Source organism: Desulfuromonas acetexigens, from assembly GCF_900111775.1.
GTDB classification, from domain to species: domain Bacteria; phylum Desulfobacterota; class Desulfuromonadia; order Desulfuromonadales; family Trichloromonadaceae; genus Trichloromonas; species Trichloromonas acetexigens.
This window is the reverse complement of sequence record NZ_FOJJ01000013.1, coordinates 14,565-34,730: the sequence shown is the minus strand read 5'-3', so window position 1 is coordinate 34,730 and position 20,166 is coordinate 14,565. Positions and strand designations below refer to the sequence as shown.

Annotated in this window: 17 protein-coding genes; 13 read left to right on the top strand and 4 right to left on the bottom strand. The window is 62.3% G+C overall.

The genetic code is table 11. From position 1 onward, the window contains the following. Nucleotides 1–217: 217 nt before the first annotated feature. From BQ4888_RS08615 to BQ4888_RS08565, 11 genes are all read left to right on the top strand, one after another. Complete coding sequence (locus BQ4888_RS08615; RefSeq protein WP_170232990.1) at nucleotides 218–1,918, top strand: LytS/YhcK type 5TM receptor domain-containing protein; 1,701 nt, start codon at nucleotides 218–220, stop codon at nucleotides 1,916–1,918. Then, entirely contained in the window at nucleotides 1,915–4,269 is a 2,355-nt protein-coding gene (locus tag BQ4888_RS08610) for a transporter substrate-binding domain-containing protein (RefSeq protein WP_092056447.1), read from the top strand. The genes BQ4888_RS08615 and BQ4888_RS08610 overlap by 4 nt, the downstream gene beginning before the upstream one ends. After that, nucleotides 4,266–4,712, top strand: a complete 447-nt coding sequence (locus tag BQ4888_RS08605; protein ID WP_092056445.1) for a response regulator — start codon at nucleotides 4,266–4,268, stop codon at nucleotides 4,710–4,712. The genes BQ4888_RS08610 and BQ4888_RS08605 overlap by 4 nt, the downstream gene beginning before the upstream one ends. Then, nucleotides 4,702–6,219: an ATP-binding response regulator gene (locus BQ4888_RS08600; RefSeq protein ID WP_092056444.1), complete on the top strand. Its 1,518-nt coding sequence runs from the start codon at nucleotides 4,702–4,704 to the stop codon at nucleotides 6,217–6,219. Before BQ4888_RS08605 ends, BQ4888_RS08600 begins: the two co-directional genes overlap by 11 nt. A gap of 2 nt (nucleotides 6,220–6,221) precedes the next feature. After that, complete coding sequence (locus BQ4888_RS08595) at nucleotides 6,222–7,925, top strand: sigma-54 dependent transcriptional regulator (protein WP_092056442.1); 1,704 nt, start codon at nucleotides 6,222–6,224, stop codon at nucleotides 7,923–7,925. Between the two features lie 280 nt (nucleotides 7,926–8,205). Further along, nucleotides 8,206–8,469, top strand: coding sequence for a hypothetical protein (locus BQ4888_RS17350; RefSeq protein WP_140396624.1), 264 nt, complete (start codon nucleotides 8,206–8,208; stop codon nucleotides 8,467–8,469). Next, a complete protein-coding gene (locus BQ4888_RS08585; protein ID WP_092056438.1) occupies nucleotides 8,466–8,957 on the top strand; it encodes a chemotaxis protein CheW in 492 nt (163 codons plus the stop codon). The genes BQ4888_RS17350 and BQ4888_RS08585 overlap by 4 nt, the downstream gene beginning before the upstream one ends. A 68-nt stretch (nucleotides 8,958–9,025) precedes the next feature. Beyond that, nucleotides 9,026–11,023 carry a methyl-accepting chemotaxis protein gene (locus tag BQ4888_RS08580; RefSeq protein WP_092056437.1) on the top strand — a complete coding sequence of 666 codons (1,998 nt, stop codon included), beginning with the start codon at nucleotides 9,026–9,028 and terminating at the stop codon, nucleotides 11,021–11,023. A gap of 28 nt (nucleotides 11,024–11,051) precedes the next feature. Next, nucleotides 11,052–11,927 (top strand): CheR family methyltransferase, encoded by an 876-nt coding sequence (locus BQ4888_RS08575; protein ID WP_240746435.1) that lies wholly within the window; start codon nucleotides 11,052–11,054, stop codon nucleotides 11,925–11,927. A 156-nt stretch (nucleotides 11,928–12,083) separates the two neighbouring features. Next, nucleotides 12,084–14,525 (top strand): EAL domain-containing protein, encoded by a 2,442-nt coding sequence (locus BQ4888_RS08570; protein WP_092056435.1) that lies wholly within the window; start codon nucleotides 12,084–12,086, stop codon nucleotides 14,523–14,525. Between the two features lie 192 nt (nucleotides 14,526–14,717). After that, on the top strand, nucleotides 14,718–15,026 hold the full coding sequence (locus tag BQ4888_RS08565; RefSeq protein ID WP_092056434.1) for a helix-turn-helix domain-containing protein: 309 nt from the start codon (nucleotides 14,718–14,720) through the stop codon (nucleotides 15,024–15,026). A gap of 190 nt (nucleotides 15,027–15,216) precedes the next feature. On the opposite strand, the gene BQ4888_RS08560 is transcribed toward BQ4888_RS08565, so the two are convergent. Further along, nucleotides 15,217–15,840, bottom strand: a complete 624-nt coding sequence (locus BQ4888_RS08560) for a DUF6448 family protein (protein WP_092056432.1) — start codon at nucleotides 15,838–15,840, stop codon at nucleotides 15,217–15,219. 59 nt (nucleotides 15,841–15,899) lie between these two features. Further along, on the bottom strand, nucleotides 15,900–17,423 hold the full coding sequence (locus BQ4888_RS08555) for an ammonia-forming cytochrome c nitrite reductase subunit c552 (protein ID WP_092056431.1): 1,524 nt from the start codon (nucleotides 17,421–17,423) through the stop codon (nucleotides 15,900–15,902). A 172-nt stretch (nucleotides 17,424–17,595) separates the two neighbouring features. On the opposite strand from BQ4888_RS08555, the gene BQ4888_RS08550 reads away from it, so the two are divergent. Further along, the gene (locus BQ4888_RS08550; RefSeq protein ID WP_092056429.1) at nucleotides 17,596–18,150 is read left to right on the top strand and encodes an HPP family protein; all 555 of its coding nucleotides are present in this window, start codon (nucleotides 17,596–17,598) and stop codon (nucleotides 18,148–18,150) included. On the opposite strand, the gene BQ4888_RS17970 is transcribed toward BQ4888_RS08550, so the two are convergent. Next, entirely contained in the window at nucleotides 18,101–18,229 is a 129-nt protein-coding gene (locus BQ4888_RS17970; RefSeq protein WP_420841987.1) for a hypothetical protein, read from the bottom strand. The two genes, BQ4888_RS08550 and BQ4888_RS17970, sit on opposite strands and share 50 nt — an antisense overlap. Here BQ4888_RS17970 and BQ4888_RS08545 point away from each other — a divergent pair. Next, a complete protein-coding gene (locus BQ4888_RS08545) occupies nucleotides 18,228–18,596 on the top strand; it encodes a DUF488 domain-containing protein (protein ID WP_092056427.1) in 369 nt (122 codons plus the stop codon). The genes BQ4888_RS17970 and BQ4888_RS08545 overlap by 2 nt on opposite strands. Before the next feature lie 44 nt (nucleotides 18,597–18,640). Here the strand turns inward: BQ4888_RS08545 and BQ4888_RS08540 are convergent, their stop codons facing one another. Beyond that, nucleotides 18,641–20,074, bottom strand: coding sequence for a diguanylate cyclase domain-containing protein (locus tag BQ4888_RS08540; protein WP_170232989.1), 1,434 nt, complete (start codon nucleotides 20,072–20,074; stop codon nucleotides 18,641–18,643). Between the last annotated feature and the right edge of the window lie 92 nt (nucleotides 20,075–20,166).

Sequence of the window (20,166 nt, the reverse complement as noted above, 5' to 3'; positions counted from 1 at the left end):
GGCGTCAGTGCGTCCGAAGCGTTGCGTCTCTTATTTGAGGGGAAATCCCCTCGGTTCATGCAGGCGGATTAGTTGGCGTATCGCCCACCATTCTCGTAGACATGCGGGTGGGGTGCTGAATAGTTACGTTTTTGTCTAACATATGGATTTCTCTGTGACCTCTGTGGTGACAAGTCGGTTTTTCAGAGGATTCTCTTCATCAACGCCGGGAAACCGCATGCTGCCGATTCTCATCGAACTGACCTACAACCTGGCTCTGCTCGTTGCCCTGAGCACCGTCTCGGGCTTCATCGGCGACCGCTTTCCCGGACGCGGGGGAGCGCTGCTGCAGGGGCTGCTCTTCGGCGCGGCGGCGGTGATCGGTATGCTCAATCCGCTGATTCTCGCCCCGGGGCTGATTTTCGACGGCCGCTCGGTGATGATCAGCCTCGGCGGGCTCTTCTTCGGGCCGCTGACCGCCGCGATCAGTACCGCCATGGCCATGGCCCTGCGGATCGCCCAAGGCGGCACCGGAATGCCCATGGGCGTTTCGGTCATCGTCGTCTCGGCCCTGCTCGGCTGGGCCTTCCACCGTCGCGCCCAAGGGCGGAAGTTGGAAATCACCACCCCGCGCCTGTTATTGTTCGGTCTGACGGTGCATGTCGCCATGCTCCTGTGCGCTTTTACCCTCCCTTCCTCCGTGGCCCTCGACGTCATCAAACATATCGGCCCGCCAGTGCTGCTGGTCTACCCCCTGGCCACGGTGCTGATCGGCAAAATCCTCTCCGACAACCTCGGCCGCGCCCGTTTTCTGGCGGCGCTGACCAAGAGTGAAGCCCAACTGAAAGAGGCGCAAGCCCTGGCCCATCTCGGCAGCTGGGAACTGGTACCTCCCGGCAACCGGCTGCACTGGTCCGACGAAACCTGGCGCATTCTCGGGTTGACCCCAAGGAACGAACCCGCCGACTACCAACGCTTTCTCGAACGGGTCCATCCCGAGGATCGGGAACAGGTCGACCGCGCCTACCGCGAATCGCTGCGGGACGAGCGGGACATCTATGAAATCGAACACCGGGTGGTGCGCCCGTCCGGCGAAATCCGCCAGGTCCTGGAGCGCTGCGGGCACGAGCGGGACGCCTCCGGCCGGGTGCTGCGTTCCCTCGGGATGATCCTCGACGTCACCGAGTTGAAGACCGCCGAGGAACACCTGCGCCGGGTCTCCGAGGAGCTGCGCCAGCGCAATGAAGAGTTGGAACGTTTCATCTACAGCGTCAGTCACGACCTGAAGAGCCCGCTCGTCACCTTCAAGACCTTTCTCGGCTTCCTGCGCCAGGACCACCGCGCCGGCAGCCGCGAGAATATGGAAAAGGACATGGATTTCATGGCGGGCGCCGCCGCCAAGATGGAACGGCTGCTGGAAGATCTGCTGGAGATGTCCCGCATCGGCCGCCTGGACAAGGCGCCGACCCGGATCGAACTGGGCGAGCTGGTGGAAGCGGCGCTGGCGACGGTGGCCGGACCCATCGCCGAACGGGGGGTGGAGGTACGCAGCGAGCTTCCGGAACTCTGTCTGTACGGTGATCGCCTGCGGCTGGAGCGCCTCTGGCAGAACCTCATCGACAACGCCGTCAAGTACCTGGGCGAGCAGGCCGCCCCGCGTGTCGAGATCGGGGTGGAGAAAATGGTCGGGGAGACGATCTTCTTCGTCCGCGATAACGGCCTGGGCATCGACCCGTACCACCAGCGCAAGGTCTTCGGCCTCTTCGAGAAGATCGATGCGAAGAGCCCCGGCAGCGGTCTCGGCCTGGCCCTGGCAAAACGCATCGTCGAACTCTACCACGGCCGCATCTGGGTTGAATCGGCCGGTCCCGGCCGGGGCGCCTGCTTCCGTTTCACCCTCCCCGACGCCCTCAGGGAACCCGAGGAATTCCGTTCATGAAACGATTGACTCTTCTTCTTACCCTCCTCTGGACCTTCTTCCTGGTCGCCGAAGTGGCCGCCACCTGCACGGCGGAAGCGGCGGACCACCCCATCCACGCGGCCAGCGAAGACGACTACCCCCCCTACTGCATCGTCAACGAGCGGGGAGAGGCCGACGGTTTCTCCGTGGAGTTGCTGCGCGCCGTCCTCAAGGTCATGGGCCACGAGGTCGATTTCCACATCGGCCCCTGGGATCAGGTCAAGAAGATGCTCGCCACGGGGGAAGTCCAGGTTCTCCCTCTGGTGGGGCGCACCCCCGAGCGGGAGCCGCTCTACGACTTCACCTTCCCCTACCTGACCATGCACGGCACCATTGTCGTCCGCGAGAATGAAACCGCTATCCGCACCCTGGACGACCTCGCCGGAAAGGAGGTGGCGGTCCTGCGCGGCGACAACGCCGAGGAGTTTCTGCGCCGCATCGAACTCCCGGCGACCATCGTCACCACCAAGACCTTCGAGGAGGCTCTGCGGGAACTCGCCGACGGCCGTCATGACGCGGTCGTCATCCAGCGCCTGGTCGCTTTGCAACTGATTAAAAAAGCGGGTCTGACCAACCTGCGCATGATTGAAGAACCCCTCAACGACTTCGAGCAATCCTTCTGTTTCGCCGTGCGCGAGGGGGATAAAAGACTCCTGGAAGTGCTCAACGAAGGGCTTTCCCTGGTCATCGCCGACGGCACCTACCGGCGCCTGCACACCAAATGGTTCGGCCCCATCGAGGCCGGTCAGCAACGCCGGGCAAGGATTGTCGTCGGCGGCGACCACGATATGCCCCCCTATGAATTTCTGGACGAAAACGGCGAACCGACCGGCTACAACGTCGAACTGACCCGGGCCATCGCCCGCCAGTTGGGGCTGGAAGTCAGCTTCCGCCTCGGCTCCTGGGAACGGACCCGCGCCGCCCTCAAGAACAGCACGATCGACCTGATCCACAGCATGTTCTATTCGCCGGAGCGAGAGGAAGAGTTCGAATTCTCGCCGGCGCACGCTGCGGTCAACTATGCCGTCGTCGTCCGCGCCGGCACCCCCATGCCAAGCAACCTGTCCGAACTGAAAGGGAAGACGATCCTGGTCATGGAAGGGGACATCATGCACGACGCCGCGCGGGAACTGGGGTACGGCGCCCGGCTGCTCACCGCCCCGACCCAGGAGGAAGCCCTGCGCCGACTCGCGGCGGGAGAAGGGGACTGCGCCCTGACGGCCAAGATTCCCGCCCTCTATTGGATCGGCAAACACGGCTGGAACAACCTGCGGGTTTCCGATCATGCCGTGCGCTCACCCGAGATGGCCTACGCGGCCCCCAAGAATCAATACCAACTGGTCGCGCTCTTCTCGGAAGGGCTGGCCAATCTCAAGGCGACCGGGGAATACCGCGCCATCTACGCCAAGTGGATGGGAGCCTATGAACCGGCCGAGGCCGATTTTCACGAGGTACTCAAACGCTTTCTCTGGATTCTGCTACCGATGGTGCTGGTGCTGGCCGCCGCCCTGCTCTGGTCCTACACCCTGCGCCAGACTGTCCGCCGACGCACCCACGACCTGCGCCGGGAGATCGCCGAGCGGCGACAGCGGGAGGAGGAAATCCGCGCCAAGAACCTGGAACTGGACGAAAAGAACGCTGAACTGGAACGCTTCACCTACACCGTCAGCCACGACCTGAAGAGTCCGCTCGTCACCCTGAAGACCTTTCTCGGCTTTCTCGAAAACGATCTCCAGGCCGGCGACGCCGACCAGGTGAAAAAAGACCTGGGCTACATGCACGGGGCGGCGGACAAGATGCACGGACTGCTTTCCGACCTGCTCGAACTTTCCCGCGTCGGTCGGGTCGATGAGGGTTCCGAAAGTCTCGCCTTCATCGAGCTGGCGGAAGCGGCCCGCGACCTGGTGCAGGGCGCCATCGACCGGGAGCGGGCGCGGGTACGCATTCTCCCCTCGGCCCTGATGCTGCGAGGCAATCGGGCGCGCCTGGTGGAAATCTGGCAGAATCTCATCGATAACGCCGTCAAGTACCGCCATCTGGAACGGGAGCCGGAAATCGAGATCGGCGCCGAGACGACCGCCGAAGGGCCGGTCTTCTTCGTCGCCGACAACGGCCGGGGGATCGATCCCCGCTACCAGGAGAAGATCTTCGGCCTCTTCAACCAGCTCGACCCCAGCGCGCCGGGCTCGGGCCTCGGTCTGGCCCTGGTCAAACGTATCGTCGAACTGTACAAAGGACGAATCTGGGTGGAATCGGACGGCGCCGCGGGCAGCCGCTTCCGCTTCACCCTGCCGGAAACCTTCAAAGGACGAGGAGAGGAACGGAAATGAATGGTGAGCCGATTGTGATTCTGTTGGCCGAGGACGATCCGGCCCACGCCGAGATCGTGCGGCGCAACCTGGAGAACAGCCGCATCGCCAACTGTCTGGTGCATGTGAGCGACGGCCAGGAAGCCCTCGACTATCTCTATCGCCGGGGGCGCTTTGCCGACCCGAAAGACTCGCCGCGCCCGGGGCTCTTTCTCCTTGATCTGCGTATGCCCAAGGTCGACGGCTTGGAAGTGCTGCGCACGGTCAAGGGCGATCCCGAACTGATCCGGATTCCCGTGGTGGTGCTCACCACCTCGGCGGCGGAAACGGACATGGCCCGGGCCTACGACAACCACGCCAACAGCTATCTGGTCAAGCCCGTCGATTTTGACAAGTTCGTCCGGCTGATGGAAACTCTCGGCTATTACTGGCTGGTTTGGAACCGCAACCCCTATGGCGACTGACCCCCTGACTCCAGACCTCAATATTCTCATCGTCGAGGACGAACCGGCCCACGCCGAGGCGATCCGCCGAGCCTGCGCGGTCGGACGGACGCGAATCGCGGGGAGCCTGGCCGAGTACCGCCGAGCCTGCGCCGAGGAAGCGCCGGACGTGGTGCTGCTCGATCTCAACCTGCCCGACGGCCTCGCCCTTCAGGAACTGACCGAACCGGCGGAGGACGGCCCCTGGCCGATCCTGGTGATGACCGCCCACGGCGACGAACAGCTGGCGGTAGCCGCCATGAAGGCCGGCGCTCTCGACTACCTCGTCAAATCCCCAGAATCCTTCGCCGCCATGCCCCAGACCCTGGAGCGGGCCTTGCGGGAGTGGCGGTTGCGCCGGGAACATCGCCAAGTCGCCGAAGCCCTGCACGTCAGCGAGAAACGCTACCAGAACCTTTACCACCAGTTCCGCACCGTCTTCGAAGGGGTGGCCGATCCCCTGCTCCTGCTCAGCAAAGACTTTTTCGTGGAATGGGCCAATCCGGCAGCGACGCGAACCTTCGGCGGGGGGCGAGCCGACCTGGGCGGCGCCCTCTGTCACGAACTCTTCAAGGAGTGCGCCAGCGCCTGCCGTCCCTGCATCTTTCAAAAAAGTTTCGAAACCGGTGGAATTCATGAAGTTTTTCATTATTCGCCCGATGGCCGCCGGTGGAACATTCGCGCTCTGCCGATCGCGGAAGGGAGCGGGGAAATCCGCCAGGCGCTGCTCATCTGCCACGACATCAGCGAAAAGATGCGCGCCCAGGCCGACGCCATCCGCGGATCGCAACTGGCGGCGCTCGGGGAGTTGGCCGCCGGGGTCGCTCACGAAATCAACAACCCCATCAACGGCATCATCAATTACGCCCAACTGCTGGTCAATCGCCTGGCCGACACCCAGAATCAGGATCTGGCCAATCGCATCATCCACGAAGGCAACCGCATCGCCGGCATTGTCGGCGGCCTGCTCAGCTTCGCCCGGCCCCAGCAGGAAAATCGCCACCCCATTCACCTCGCGGAAGCTCTCAACGATTGCCTGGCCCTGGCCGGCGCCCAGCTGCGGCGGGACGGCATCGCCCCGCGTCTCGACCTGCCCGCCGACCTGCCTCCGGTGAACGCCCTGAAATACCAGCTGCAACAGGTCTTTCTCAACCTCATCAGCAACGCCCGCTACGCCCTCAACGAGAAATACCCGGGGACGCACCCCGACAAGCAGCTGGACATTTCCGCGACGGCGTTGACCATCGACGGACAAAGACGGGTGCGGCTGGCCTTCCGGGACAGCGGCACCGGCATTCCCGCGGAGATTCTGGAGCGGGTGCACAGTCCCTTCTTCACCACCAAGCCGCCGGGAAAGGGGACCGGACTGGGTCTCAGCATCAGTTGCGGCATCATTGAAAACCATCGGGGGACGTTGTCCATTGCCAGCGTTGCCGGGGAATATACGACGGTCGTCGTCGAGCTCCCCGCCGTCGCAGGGGGGGCCTGAGCATGTCCGCGCGCATTCTGGTCATCGACGACGAAGAGAGCCTGCGCTTCACCTTCGCCGCCTTTCTCGGCGAAGAAGGACACCGGGTCGTTACCGCCGCCACTCTCGACGAAGCCCTGGAACTGACCGGGCGCGAATCCTTCGATCTGGTCTTCTCCGACATCTTCCTCGCCGGTGCCAGCGGCGTCGACTTTCTGCGACGCTTTCATGCCGACTACCCGGCGGTGCCGGTGGTGCTGGTCACCGGCTTTCCCGCCCTGGACACGGCGACGGAAGCCCTGCGCCTGGGTGCCTACGACTACATCGCCAAGCCGGTCACCCAGCAAACCCTGCTGCGCGTCACTCGCATGGCCCTGCGTTTCAAAGACATTCAAGACGAAAAACGCCGCGTTCAAGCCCATATCGAAGCGGTCTTTCGCGGCGTGAAAGATGCCGTCGTTACCGTCGACCGCGAGCTGCGGGTGGTGCAGTTCAACGCTGCCGCCACCACCCTGTGCGAATTTTCCCCTCTGCATCTCGGTCGTGAGTTCGCCGAAAAGGCCAAAGGTTGCAGCGGCGTCTGTCTCGACGCCCTGCGCCGGGCCATGGACGAGCAGACCGATGTGGAAATCCCCCGCTTCGAATGCCGTTGCGGCGAGGGGCCGACCCGTATTTTCACCCTGAACATCGCGCCCCTGTGCCAGGCCGACGGCGAGGGGATCGGCGCGGTCATGGTGGTGCGCGACGAAACCCGCCTGCATCAGCTCGAATGCCGCCTCGACGAGCGCGGCCGGTTTCACCGGCTGGTCGGCTCCAGCCCCCCGATGCAGGCCCTTTACGATCTGCTGGAAAAACTCGCACCGGTGCCGACCACGGTGCTGGTCACCGGCGAAAGCGGCACCGGCAAGGAACTGGTCGCCGAGGCCCTGCATCATATGGGTCCGCGCAAGGCGGGGCCGCTGATCAAGGTCAACTGCGCCGCCCTCTCGGAAAACCTGCTCGAAAGCGAACTCTTCGGCCATGTACGGGGCGCCTTCACCGGCGCGGTCAAGGACTCGCCGGGGCGTTTCGAAAAGGCCCGGGGAGGAACGATCTTTCTCGATGAAATCGGCGACATCTCGCCACGGATGCAGGTGCGCCTGCTGCGGGTGCTGCAAGAAAAAACCATCGAACGGGTCGGCGATTCGCGGCCGATTCCGGTGGATGTGCGGGTGATCGCCGCCACCCACCAGAACCTGACGGAAAAGATCCGGCGCGGCGAGTTCCGCGAGGATCTCTTCTTCCGCCTCAAGGTCGTCAACGTCATCATGCCGCCGCTGCGCGACCGCCGCGCCGACCTGCCCCTGCTCGTCAGCCACTTTATCGCCGCCTTCAACAAGAAGTTCGACCGCCGGGTGCGGGGGGTCGCGCCGGCGGTGGAACGGCTCTTCATGACCTACCCCTGGCCCGGCAACGTGCGCGAGTTGGAACATGCCATGGAACACGCCTTCATCCTCTGCCGCAGTTCCTTCATCGATGTGGCGGACCTCCCCCCCGAACTGACGGCGCAGGCGATACCCGCCGAAAAAACCAAGTCCCCCGCCGATCCCGACACCCTGGCCCAAGCCATCACCGCCGCCCTGACCCAGGCCGGCGGCAACAAAGCCAAGGCCGCCCGCCTGCTCAACATCAGCCGCCGCACCCTCTACCGCAAACTCGACGAACTGGGCATTTCTCTCGACCCGTAGGGGCGCAGCATGCTGCGCCCTGCTCCATCCACGTTGCCCGCACCCAAGGGCGCAGCATGCTGCGCCCCTGCTGTGCCATGACACACATCCGTGTCGCACATAACCGTGTCATGACACATCCATTCCCCTCCCCCACCCTGCCCCTCGCCCGCGCAAACGCCCACAAAACCCCGAAACAAAAGCATCTTTACAATCCTCAATGCATTGGCACAACCGTTGATATAGGGATAAACCCAAGTGCGCTACGCATGCACCATCTCTCGGCGGAAAGGTCCAGCCCTTGACCAGCAACTCGGATCGCTCCTCTCAGCAGCAAAAGGACCAGCCCACCCCCGCCAAGGGGGGCGTCTGCCCCTTTGTCGCCAATCCGATGCCCGACTGCCACTGCGCCCAACTCACCAGCCTGCAGATTCCCCAGGTACTCGAACGCTGTGGCGGCGGATATGAACAATGCGAACTCTTTCGCCGGCGGCAAGACAGCCGGCCGTTATCCGACGGGGAAATTCCTTTGCAGCATTCAATTCGGGACAAGGAGGACCCATGACCATGAACCAGGAAGAGAATCACCAGTACCTGACCTTCAAACTCGACGACGAGGTTTTTGCCCTCGGCATCGACAAGGTGCGCGAGGTGCTCGACTACACCAGCGTCACCAAGGTGCCCCAGACCCCCGATTTCATGCGCGGGGTCATCAACCTGCGGGGGAGCGTGGTGCCGGTCGTCGACATGCGCCTCAAGTTCGGCATGGCGAAAACAGAGAAGACCGTCAACACCTGTATCATCATCGTCGAAATCAATCTCGAAGGGGAAACGACGGTCCTCGGCGCCCTGGCCGACTCGGTGCAGGAAGTGCTTGACCTGGAACCGCACCAGATCGAACCGGCACCGAAGATCGGCACGAAACTGCGCACCGAGTTCATTCGCGGTATGGGTAAGCGCGACGAGCAGTTCATCATCATTCTCGATATCGATAAGGTCTTTTCCAGCGAAGAACTGGCGACGGTGCAAATGACCAGTTCGAACGCACACTAGATCGTCACTCATGTTCTTGAATCCCTTTGGATTAGTCACTTCACATCAACAGGGAAGAGGAGTCTTTCATGTTTAAAAATCTGCGAATCGGCATAAAGATCGGTGGCGCGTTCACTCTCGTCCTGCTGCTTACGGCACTGGTTGCCCTGGTCGGTTGGAACAGCCTGGGCGCGGTGGTCAAGCGCGTCGGCAATGTCGAGCAACTGACCGGAATTGACAAGGCCGCCCTCGAGGTCCGGCGCCATGAGAAGAACTACGTGCTGCGCGGCGGTCAGGAATATATCGACAAGGTTCAAAGCATCGTCGAGGATATTAAGACCCGCGCGAATGCCACCAAGGAGATGTTCAACGACCCGGCCGACCGGAAGGGGATGGACGAGGTGCTGGCGGCCGCCGATCGCTATGGGCAGGGCTTCGGTAAATTCCTTGAACAGGACCGGCTGGCCGCGGAGAAATTCAAGATCTGGTATGACCTGAACCAGGAGATTTACGGAATCGCCAAGGAACTGCGTCAGAACCTGATCAAGCCGGCCCAGGCCGAGGCGGTCGCGCGGGGGGATGCGGCCGGGCTTTACAAGTGGACACAGATCAGCGACGGGTTCAACGAAGAGGTTTCCTCCGGCTTCCTGCATCTGCGCCTCGCGGCCGTGTACTACATCATGAAAAAGAACGAGGAGAAGAAACAGGAATTTCTGACGGCGGCCAAGACCATGGAGGCGGCCATCGCTAAATGGCGCGCTGTCGGGCAAGAAATTCCCGCCATTCAGGAAGCGGCCGACAAAATGGGCACCGCCATCGGCAAGTACGTGGAAGCGGGCGAGGGCTACAGCCAGATCATCGACCACCAAAAGGCGGCCGAACAGGAGATGATCGCGGCGGCCCGCGATACCCAGAAGGTTTGTGAACAAACAACCGAGGAACAGAAAGGCAAAATGGCCGCCGAAATCACAACCGCGGACGGCCTGATCCTCGGCGGCGCTTCGGTGGCCACCATTATCGGCTTTCTGGTGGCCCTGATCATTACCCGGGCCATCACCCGACCTGTCACCAAGGGGGTCGAGTTTGCCCAGTTGGTTGCCGACGGCGATCTGCGCCAGAAACTTGAGATCGATCAGAAAGACGAAATCGGGCAATTGGCCGCCGCCCTCAACACCATGGTCGACAAGCTGAAAGACGTTGTCGCCAATGTCCAGACCGCCGCCGATAATGTCGCCTCGGGCAGTCAGGAGCTTTCCGCCTCCTCCGAGGAAATGAGCCAGGGTTCCACCGAGCAGGCCGCCGCCGCCGAAGAGGCGAGCAGTTCGATGGAGCAGATGGCGGCAAACATCCGCCAGAACGCCGACAACGCCCTGCAGACCGAGAAGATCGCCATCAAGAGCGCCCAGGACGCCGAGGAGGGGGGCAAAGCAGTGACCGAAACGGTCGGGGCGATGAAGCAGATCGCCGAGAAGATCAACATCATCGAAGAGATCGCCCGCCAGACCAACCTGCTCGCCCTGAATGCCGCCATCGAGGCGGCGCGGGCCGGGGAGCACGGCAAGGGCTTCGCCGTCGTCGCCGCCGAAGTACGGAAATTGGCGGAGCGCAGCCAGAACGCCGCCGGTGAAATCGGCGAGCTTTCCGGGCGCAGCGTCGATATCGCCGAGAAGGCCGGAGAGATGCTGGCACGTATGGTGCCGGACATCCAGCGCACCGCCGAACTGGTCCAGGAAATTTCCGCCGCCAGCAAGGAGCAGGACACCGGCGCCGAGCAGGTGAACCAGGCGATCCAGCAGCTCGACCAAGTCATCCAGCAGAACGCCTCGGCCTCCGAGGAGATGGCTTCGACCTCCGAAGAACTCTCCAGCCAGGCCGAGCAGCTGCAAGATACCATCGCCTTCTTCAAGGTCGATAGCCGCACCTCGGGCATGACGCGTAAACCCGTCGCCGCGAAAAAGGGCAACTCCGCTGCCATTGCCCACGTTTCCGGAAAAAGAAGCGCACCGGCCAAAGGTGCGGGAGGCGGCCTGATGCTCGACATGGGCAAAGGCAAGGACAAGCTCGATGAGGAATTCGAGCAGTTCTGATAGGAACAAGTGGTTGTAGGGGCGCAGCATGCTGCGCCCCTACGGTCCAACCATCGAGGGAACCATGAACCTGCAGCCCAGAGACTTCACCCGCCTGAGCGGATTCATCTACGGCGAACTGGGGATCAAGATGCCGTCGAGCAAGACGACCATGCTCGAAAGTCGCTTGGCCAAACGGTTACGCGCCCTCAAACTCGACAGCTACGGCGCCTATTGCGACTATCTGTTCAGCGACCAGGGTCTGGCTGAGGAGATGGTGCATCTGACCAACGCGGTGACCACCAACAAGACCGATTTCTTCCGCGAACCGAACCATTTCACTTACCTCACCCAGACCGCCATCCCCGAACTCCTGAAAATCGGCACCGCCGAGCGCGGCAAGCTGAAAATCTGGAGCGCCGGTTGCTCTTCCGGCGAGGAACCCTACACCCTCTCCATGGTCCTGAGCGAATTCCGCGAACAGCATCCGGGGCGTTGCCCCCGCCCCCAGATCCTCGCCACGGACATTTCCGACCGGGTGCTCGATATGGCACGGCGCGCCGTCTATCATCTGGATCGCATCGCTCCGATTCCGCCGTTGCTGCGTCGCAAATATCTGTTGAAAAGCAAAAACCCCAGCAATCCTGTCGTGCGCATCGCCCCGGAGCCGCGGGAAATGGTGTCCTTTGGCCGCCTCAACTTCATGGATGACGCCTTCGGGCTGGATGAAATGCAGGATGTCATCTTCTGCCGCAACGTCATCATCTACTTCGACCGGGAAACCCAGGAACAGCTGGTACGCAAGTTCTGCCGCCACCTGCGACCGGGCGGCTACCTTTTTCTCGGCCATTCGGAATCGCTGCACGGCTGCGACGTGCCGGTCAAGCAGGTGGCGCCGACCGTCTATCGGAAACCCCTGCCATGACCCCCTGCCTTATTTCGACGATTTTCTCAAGAATGCGCTTTTGCAGAGTTGGCCGTGACAGATTAAATTGGTAAACTTGCAAAGCTCGTCGTGAACGATCTCTTCCCCAAACACGCTGCGACATACAATCTCCATTTGAGAGAGAGGGTTCCGCCCATGCCTGTCGATCTGTCACAGGTTCTGATTGTCGAAGACGACACGGCTCACATCGAAGCCATTGCCCGGGCTTTTGCGCGAATTTCCCCCGACACACGCATCCTTAGAGCAGGGAGCCTGGCCGAATATCGGCAGGCCATCGCTCTTGATTCCCCCGACATCGTACTGATGGATCTCAACCTGCCGGACGGGCGGGCCACCGAGGCCCTTTCCAACGGAAGAGTGGACCAACCTTTCCCGGTGATGATCATGACCGCCCACGGCGACGAAACGCGGGCGGTGGAAGCGATGAAGGCAGGGGCCATCGACTACCTGGTGAAATCTCCGGAAACCTTCGCGACCATGCCGCAAACGACGGCCCGGGCGCTGCGGGAATGGCGTTTACGCCGGGATCGGGAACGGATGGAAGTGGAGCTTCGGGATACCAGCGAGCGCCTGACCGCTGTCATGGACAGCATCCCTTCGCTGATCTACGTCGCCGATCCCGAAACCTTTGAAATCCTCTTCATCAACGCCTACGGTCGCGCCATCTGGGGAGACATCACCGGACAGACCTGCTGGCAATCCCTGCAGACGAACCAGACCGGCCCCTGCCCCTTCTGTACCAACGATCAGCTACTTCCCAGAAGCGAAAAGCCGGGGCAAAACGTGGTCTGGGAGTTTCAGAATACCCGCGACGGCCGCTGGTACGAATGCCGCGATCAGGCGATCCGCTGGAGCGACGGGCGCTGGGTGCGCATGGAGATCGCCACCGACATCACCGAGCGCAAGCTTGCCGAGGAGGAGTTGCGCAAACTGAGCCTGGCCGTGGAGCAGAGTCCCGCCGCCGTCCTCATCACCGACCCAGCCGGGACCGTGGAATACGTCAACCCAAAATTCACCCGCGTCACCGGCTACACCCTGGAAGAAGCCCAGGCCCGCACCCCCAGCCTGCTCAAATCCGAGGGGATGTCCGAGGAGGCTTATCGCGACCTGCTCGATCGGCTCACTTCCGGTGAGGAGTGGCACGGTGAGATTCGCAGCCGGCGCAAGAACGGCAGCCGCTTCTGGGAGCTAGCGTCGATCTCGCCGGTACTCGGCGCAGACGGCGCCATCACCCACTTCGTCGCGGTCAAGGAGGACATCTCCGACCGCAAGGATTACGAGGCGCAGCTCGAATACCTCTCCACCCACGACGAACTGACCGGCCTGGCCAACCGGGCGCTCCTTTCCGACCGCCTGGAACAATCCATCCACTACGCGCAGCGCTCCGAACGCCAGGTGGCGGTGCTGCTGCTCGACCTCGATCGCTTTAAATTTATCAACGACAGCCTCGGCCACGATTTCGGCGACCGGCTACTTTGCGAGGTGGCGCGACGACTGGCGGAGTCGGTGCGCGAGGCGGACACCGTAGCCCGCCTCGGCGGAGACGAGTTCGTCCTGCTCCTTACCGAACTGGCGGGGACCAAGGATGCGGGACTGGTCGCCAACAAAATCCTGCGCCAGCTCGCCGAACCCTACCGTCTCGACGGGCGGGAAATCACCCTCACCGCCAGCCTCGGCATCAGCCTCTACCCCCGCGACGGCCTCGATGTCGCCACCCTGATCCGCAACGCCGACACCGCCATGTATCAGTCGAAGCGGGAAAGCAGCACCTTTTCTTACTACGCCACCGAAATGAACCAGAAGGTGCTGGCGACCCTGGAACTGGAAGGCGGTCTGCGCAACGCTCTGGAACGCCGGGAATTTTGCCTGCACTACCAGCCCCAGGTCGATCTTGCCAGCGGTCGGGTGATCGGCTGCGAGGCGCTGCTGCGCTGGCTCCATCCGCAGAAGGGGATGATTTCCCCCGACGATTTCATCCCCTTGGCCGAAGAAACCGGCCTGATCACCCCCATCGGCGCCTGGGTGCTGGACGAGGCCTGCCGGCAGGCGATCGCCTGGCAGAAGGCCGGCTTGCCAGAGCTGCGTATGGCGGTCAACCTTTCGGCCCGCCAGTTCCGCAAGGGGGATCTTCCCCAGCAGGTGCGCAAGACCCTGTACCAGACCGGCCTGGCTGCCGACCGACTGGAACTGGAACTGACCGAAAGCATGGTCATGGATGACCCGGTCGGCGCCAAACAGACCATGCAAGGGCTCAAGGATCTAGGGATTTCACTCAGTCTCGACGATTTCGGCACCGGCTATTCGAGCCTCAACTACCTGCGCCGCTTCCCCGTCGACAGCCTGAAGATCGACCGCTCCTTCATCCGCGACGTCGTCATCGACCCCAGCGGCGCCTCGGTCGTCAACAGCATCGTCGATATTGCCCACAACCTGCGCATCGCCGCCGTCGCCGAAGGCGTGGAAACCCGCGAACAGCTCGACTTCCTCGTTGGCTGCGGCTGCGATTCCTACCAGGGCTTTTTCTTCAGCAAACCGATCCCCGCCGACGATTTCACCCGCCTGCTGCGAGGGGAATAACTCCCGGAAAAGTGCGCCGGACTCCGAGAACAGAGAGCTAAAAGACGGATTCCACCGGATGGAAAAGTGTTCTCTCGGTGCGCCGGTATCTCTATGTTGCTGTTGCCGTGCAAAAAATCAATACAAATTTTATTTTGCATAAAATGCCTTTAAGACGCATAATATAAACTATTGTTGTCAATAAGGTGTGACATGATCGTTCCCGAAAATCTCGCGGAAATCCTGAAAGCCCTGGGCGAACGGTTGCGTGACGAACGCTTGCGGCGCAACGAAACGCAGCGGGTTTTTGCCGGACGCATCGGCGTGAGCATCCCCACCCTCTGCAAAATGGAAAACGGCGACCACCGGGTACAACTCGGCCACTGGGCCATCGCCCTGGATCTCCTCGATCACGCCGAAGACCTGGAACACCTGCTGGCGCCGAAAGAAAATCTTTTCGAAAAATACCAGCGCTCGCAACAACCCAAACGGCAACGGGCTTCACGCCGAGGCGGCAAATGATCTTCCGTATTGAAGTCTGGATAGCCCTGGATGATGAACACCATCCGGCCGGGGAGGTGGTCTGCGAAATCGACGACTACCTGCGCCGCTGACCCCTGAACCACGGATCACCAAAACAAGAACGGGCCGCCCCTTGCGAGGCGGCCCGTTCTTGTTTTGGATGACGAAATTCGTACCCGAATCTTGTGGATCAGTGGCCGTGTCCGGTGGCCGGTGCGGCGGCTTCGCCGTGATGGGGCGCGCCGTGCACCACCTGGGCGATTCCTTCCACGTAATGGACATAGGTCACGTAGGCCGCGACGTACTCGCGCCCGGCGGCGACACTTTCGTCGGCATGCTTGGCGGTCTCCAGGGCGTGGGTGAAATGCTCGCGGATGCCCTCTTCGGTGTGCTGGAGAATCGCCTTGACCAGGGCGTCGATATTCCCCTGGGCCAGGGCCTGATCGGCCTTGGCGACCACCGGGGCGATCTGGCCGGCGGGTTTGAGGCCGGTGTAGGGGGCGCCCTCGCCGGCACGATGGAGGCGCACCAGGGTCTCGAAAAAGTAGCGGTCGGCCAGCTCCCGCGCCTCTTCGCCGAGCCCGCGCACCTTCAGGGTCTGGGCGAAGGCTTCGCGAATTTCCCCTTCGGCCTCGGCCTTGACCCATTTGAGCAGTGGCGTCACCTCCGCCTGTTCGAGCGCGGCCCGCGCCGCGACGATCACCGGACCATCGTAGGCATCGCAGTGGGCGGCAGCCCGACCAGGCGCCAGCGCCATCCCCAGAATCAGGAACAATCCCAGTGTCACCAGCGATTTACGAAAAGGTATCTTCATCGTCGACCTCCTTGGTCAAGGGGCCGGCGGCATCACGCCGCCGGCTTTTAAGTTGCGGATCACTCCTGCCGTTCCGGCAGGGGGTCGACAATGACCCATTCGGGGCGGTGCATGATTTTTTTCGTTCCCCGGTTGTTAAGGTACTTGTCCAGTTCGAGATCGACCACCGCCGGCGCTTCGATCCCGGCCTGGGCCATGGCTTGGCGCAGCAGGGAATCCGCCTGCTCGTGGAAGGTCTTGGCATCCTTGAGAATGCGCAGCACTTCTTCCGGGTTGTGGAAGCCGGTGGAATTCTCGTTCTGGATGTAAAGCACCCGGTAGAGGGCGTCTTCGTAGGCCGTACGGGCCTGGGCGTAGAGGGCTGCGTCGAGGGTCTTGCCCTCGGCCTGGGCCGCGTTGGCCCGTTCGAAGAGCTTGGCCACCCCGGCCGTGGCGTAGCCGGCGCGGATCAACCGGGAGGCGGCTTCGTCCTGAATGGCGATGACCTTGGCGCGCAGTTCTTCCGGACTTTCCTCATGACACTGGGCGCAGGCCTTGAGATCGTTTTTCAGCGGGCTCATGATGCGGTGGTCGGAGACGGTCTTGCCGTCCCGCTCCTCGGCAGGCATGTGGCAATCGGCGCAGGCGACTCCGGCTTCCCAGTGGGGGCTGCCCTTGCTGAAAACCTCGAATTCGGCGTGACGGACGATGCCGAGCTTGAACCCGGTCACGGTCTGGGTCCATTCGGCGTAAGCCGGGTCAGAGCGGAGCTGGGCGATGATATTTTCGATGCTGATGCCCCCCCAGCTGCTTCCCTGCCAGGGAAAGATCACGCCGGTGGTTTTCATTTCGGCATCCTTGGTCATACTGTAGGTTACATGACACTGGGCGCAGACCAGGCTGCGCAGGTCCTGGTCGGTGAGGGCGGCCTGATCCTTGCCGATGGCCTTCAGCCCCTGACCCAGGGTGAAATCGCGGGCCAGCCGCAAGGCGGGATCGGCGCTGCTCCGGTGGCAGTCGACACAGGCCACGCCCTGCAGCTGATCGGCTTCGGGAATCCGGCCGCGCACCTCGGCGAAGGACTGCTTGAAGTAATCCTCTCCCAACGTCTCCTGGAGAACCTGGGCGTAGGGGGTCTTGCAGCTCAGGCAAGAGCCGCCCGCCTTGACCCGGGCCGGATCGACATGGAGCTGGTCTTGGATCATGTAGGCGTGGCCGCGCGGCTCGGTAAACTCGAAACCGTAGCCGATGCCGTTGAGCAGCACCGCCAGGTAGGGATATTCGTCGATCTTGTCGTAAATGATGCCGTCGGTGTCGAAGCCGCGCTTGTACTTGCTTTTACCTACCGGGTTGGGCTCGGCGGTCGCTTCCCAGCCCTGGTATTGGGCGGGATGGTCCTTCTTCCAGGCGGCGAGGTCGAGATTCTCCACCACCAGTTGTGGCGAAGGGGCGACCTTGGGGGCCGGTTCGGCCGGGGTTGCGGCCACCTGGGTTTCGGTCGCAGCCGGAGCGGCTGTCTTGGCTTCGTCGCGCTTGGTGCAGCCGGCGGCCAGCAGCGCCAGCAGCAGCGTCGCGACGACCGGAATGATAGTGCGATGCTTCATGTTTTTCCTCCTTGTCATTTAATCGGTTTGACTCAACCACTGCGGAATTGCAGCATCCTACTGCTGTTAGAATTGCACAAAAATGACCTGGGTCAAGGAATCGGCGAAGATGACATGGCATGAATCGCCCCCGCCCCCGCTCAAAGGAGCTCCCCGCGTGACCCGCAGACACATGCAAATCCTCTGGCGCCGCCATGTCGCCATCCGCCGGCGACTGATCCGGCTGCCCCGCCGCTGCCGGGCGCCGTTGTGGGTGTCGCGTCCGCCGCTCTCGGCGCGCTTCGCCTTCTGGAGCTTTGTCAGCGGCACCCTCGGCATTCTCGCCATCGCCGCCGTCACCGAACTCTTCGGTCATCCCCTGCTGATCGGCTCCTTCGGCGCCTCGGCGGTCCTTCTTTTCGGCACCCCCGACTCCCCCCTGACCCAGCCCCGCAACCTCATCGGCGGCCATCTCATCTCGGCCGCCGTCGCCATCGTGCTCGTCGCCCTCTTCGGCTCCAGTCCCTTGACCATGGCGCTGGCGGTCGGGTTGGCCATCTTCTTCATGAATGTGACCCACACCACCCACCCGCCCGGCGGCGCCACCGCCCTGATCGGCGTGCAGGGCGCCGCCGGCTGGAGCTATATCTTCGTTCCGGTGTTGACGGGAGCCCTGATCCTGCTCGCCGTCGTCCTCGTCACCAGCAACGTCGTTTACCATCGTCGTTATCCAAGGTACTGGCTCTGAGATCCAAGTCGCCTTGACCGGGGGAATTCGCAAGGTAAGCTGCAAAGAAACCGGCAGGGAAGAAAGGAGCAAGTGCCATGCATCCCATCCACCTCCGTCGCGTCTATGATGCCCCCGCCGCCGCCGATGGTTTCCGCGTGCTGGTCGATCGGCTCTGGCCCCGGGGCCTGGCCAAGGAAAAGCTCGCCTGTGACCTCTGGCTGAAGGAGATCGCCCCCAGCCCCGGCCTGCGCCGCTGGTTCGGCCATGTGCCCGAACGCTGGCAGGAATTCCGCCGTCGCTACATCGCCGAACTCGACCAACAGCCTGAACTGGTCGAACAACTGCGGGAACAGGCGCGGAAAACTCCCGTGACTTTGCTCTTCGCCGCGCGGGACGAGACGCACAATCAGGCCGTGGTGTTGAAAGATTATCTGGAAAAGATGGGGAGCGACCAGGAAGGGTGAAACCTCCCTGATCGTAGGGGAAAGATGGGGAAGCGAGGCGGATTCTAGACCGGGGATTTGCGGCGGTAAAACTGAAAGTTGTTGCGTCCCAGCGCTTTCGCCCGGTACATGGCATCATCGGCCGTCTTCATCAGAGCGTCGACATCGGCACCGTCATCGGGATAGAGGCTGATACCGATGCTGCCGGTGAGGGCAATTTCCCGGCCAGCGACGGACAGGGGAAGAGCCATGGCCTGGATGACCTTGCGCGCCACCTCCGCCACTCCCTCTTCGCCGTCGACCTGTTCGAGAATGATGACGAACTCATCGCCGCCGAGGCGGGCGACGGTGTCCGACTCGCGCACCAGGTTGCGCAGCCGCCGACCCACCTCGCACAAGACCAGGTCGCCGACCGAATGCCCCAGGGAATCGTTGATCTCCTTGAAACGATCGAGATCGAAAAAGAGCAGCGCCGCCGTCTCTTGCGCTCTCCGCGCCTTGGCGATGGCCTGCTTGAGGCGATCCTCGAAGAGCAGACGATTGGGCAGATCGGTCAGGGGATCATGATGGGCCAGGTGCGTCAGGCGTGCCTGATTCTCCCGCAACTGGGCGGTGCGCGCGATGACCCGCTGTTCCAGATCCTCCAGCAGTTTCATGTTGGCGAAAGCAATGGAGACACGCTGGCTGAAGAGGGTCAACAGCTCGGCATCGACCTGATCAAACGGGTCTCCCGCGCGAAAGGCCGAAAGCCCGCCGGCGACCTGCTCGCCGCGAAAAAGCGGGGCGGTCACCCCCGTGGTCACGCCCAGCGCCCGGGCAACGTCCTGTTTCACCCGAAAGTCATGGTGCAAATCGGGAATGCAGAGGGTTTCGGCGTGATGGAACACCCAGCCGCAGAGCCCGCCGTCGTTCTTCGGCATGGTGCGATGCAGCACCATCTCCGCGTTGCGCCCGCAGGCGGCCTGATAGGTAAAGGTTTCGTCGTTGCCGTCGTCAAGGGGAACGATGGCCAGATCGGCATGAGCCAGCTCACGCAAGCCTTCGCAGAGGGTGCGCAAAAAAACGTCCCGATCGGCGGCAGTGGCGATGAGCCGCCGGGTACAGCGGTCGAGCACTTCAAAACCTTCTTGATAACGGAGTTTTTCCCCTTCACGCCGGTCTCGTTCGGCGATTTCCTTTTCGAGGTCCTCCCCCTTTTTCCGCGTTTCGCGCAGGGTGATGTCGGAAATATGGACAAAAATGATGACGAAGACCGCCCCGCCGAGAAAAACCGTCCCGGTCACCAGCTCCAGAGGCAGCCGCCCCCCCGCCGCAAGACTGCCGACAAAGAGAAGATAGCCGCCGAAAAAACAGAACATCAGCACGACCGTCAGCAGCCACCGGCCCCGCAACGAATCGGGAACCCGGGCACGGATGCGCAGACTACGCAGGATCGCGGCGAGCATGACACCCGCCCCGATCAAAACTTCGACGACGGCGACGAATTCGATCAGAGACATGCTAAAACCTGTAAAAAAAGCCAAAAGATTTTCGATTATTATGCAAGAAAAGGACCGTTCCGGCAACCTTATCGCGGACGAAGGCATCCCCT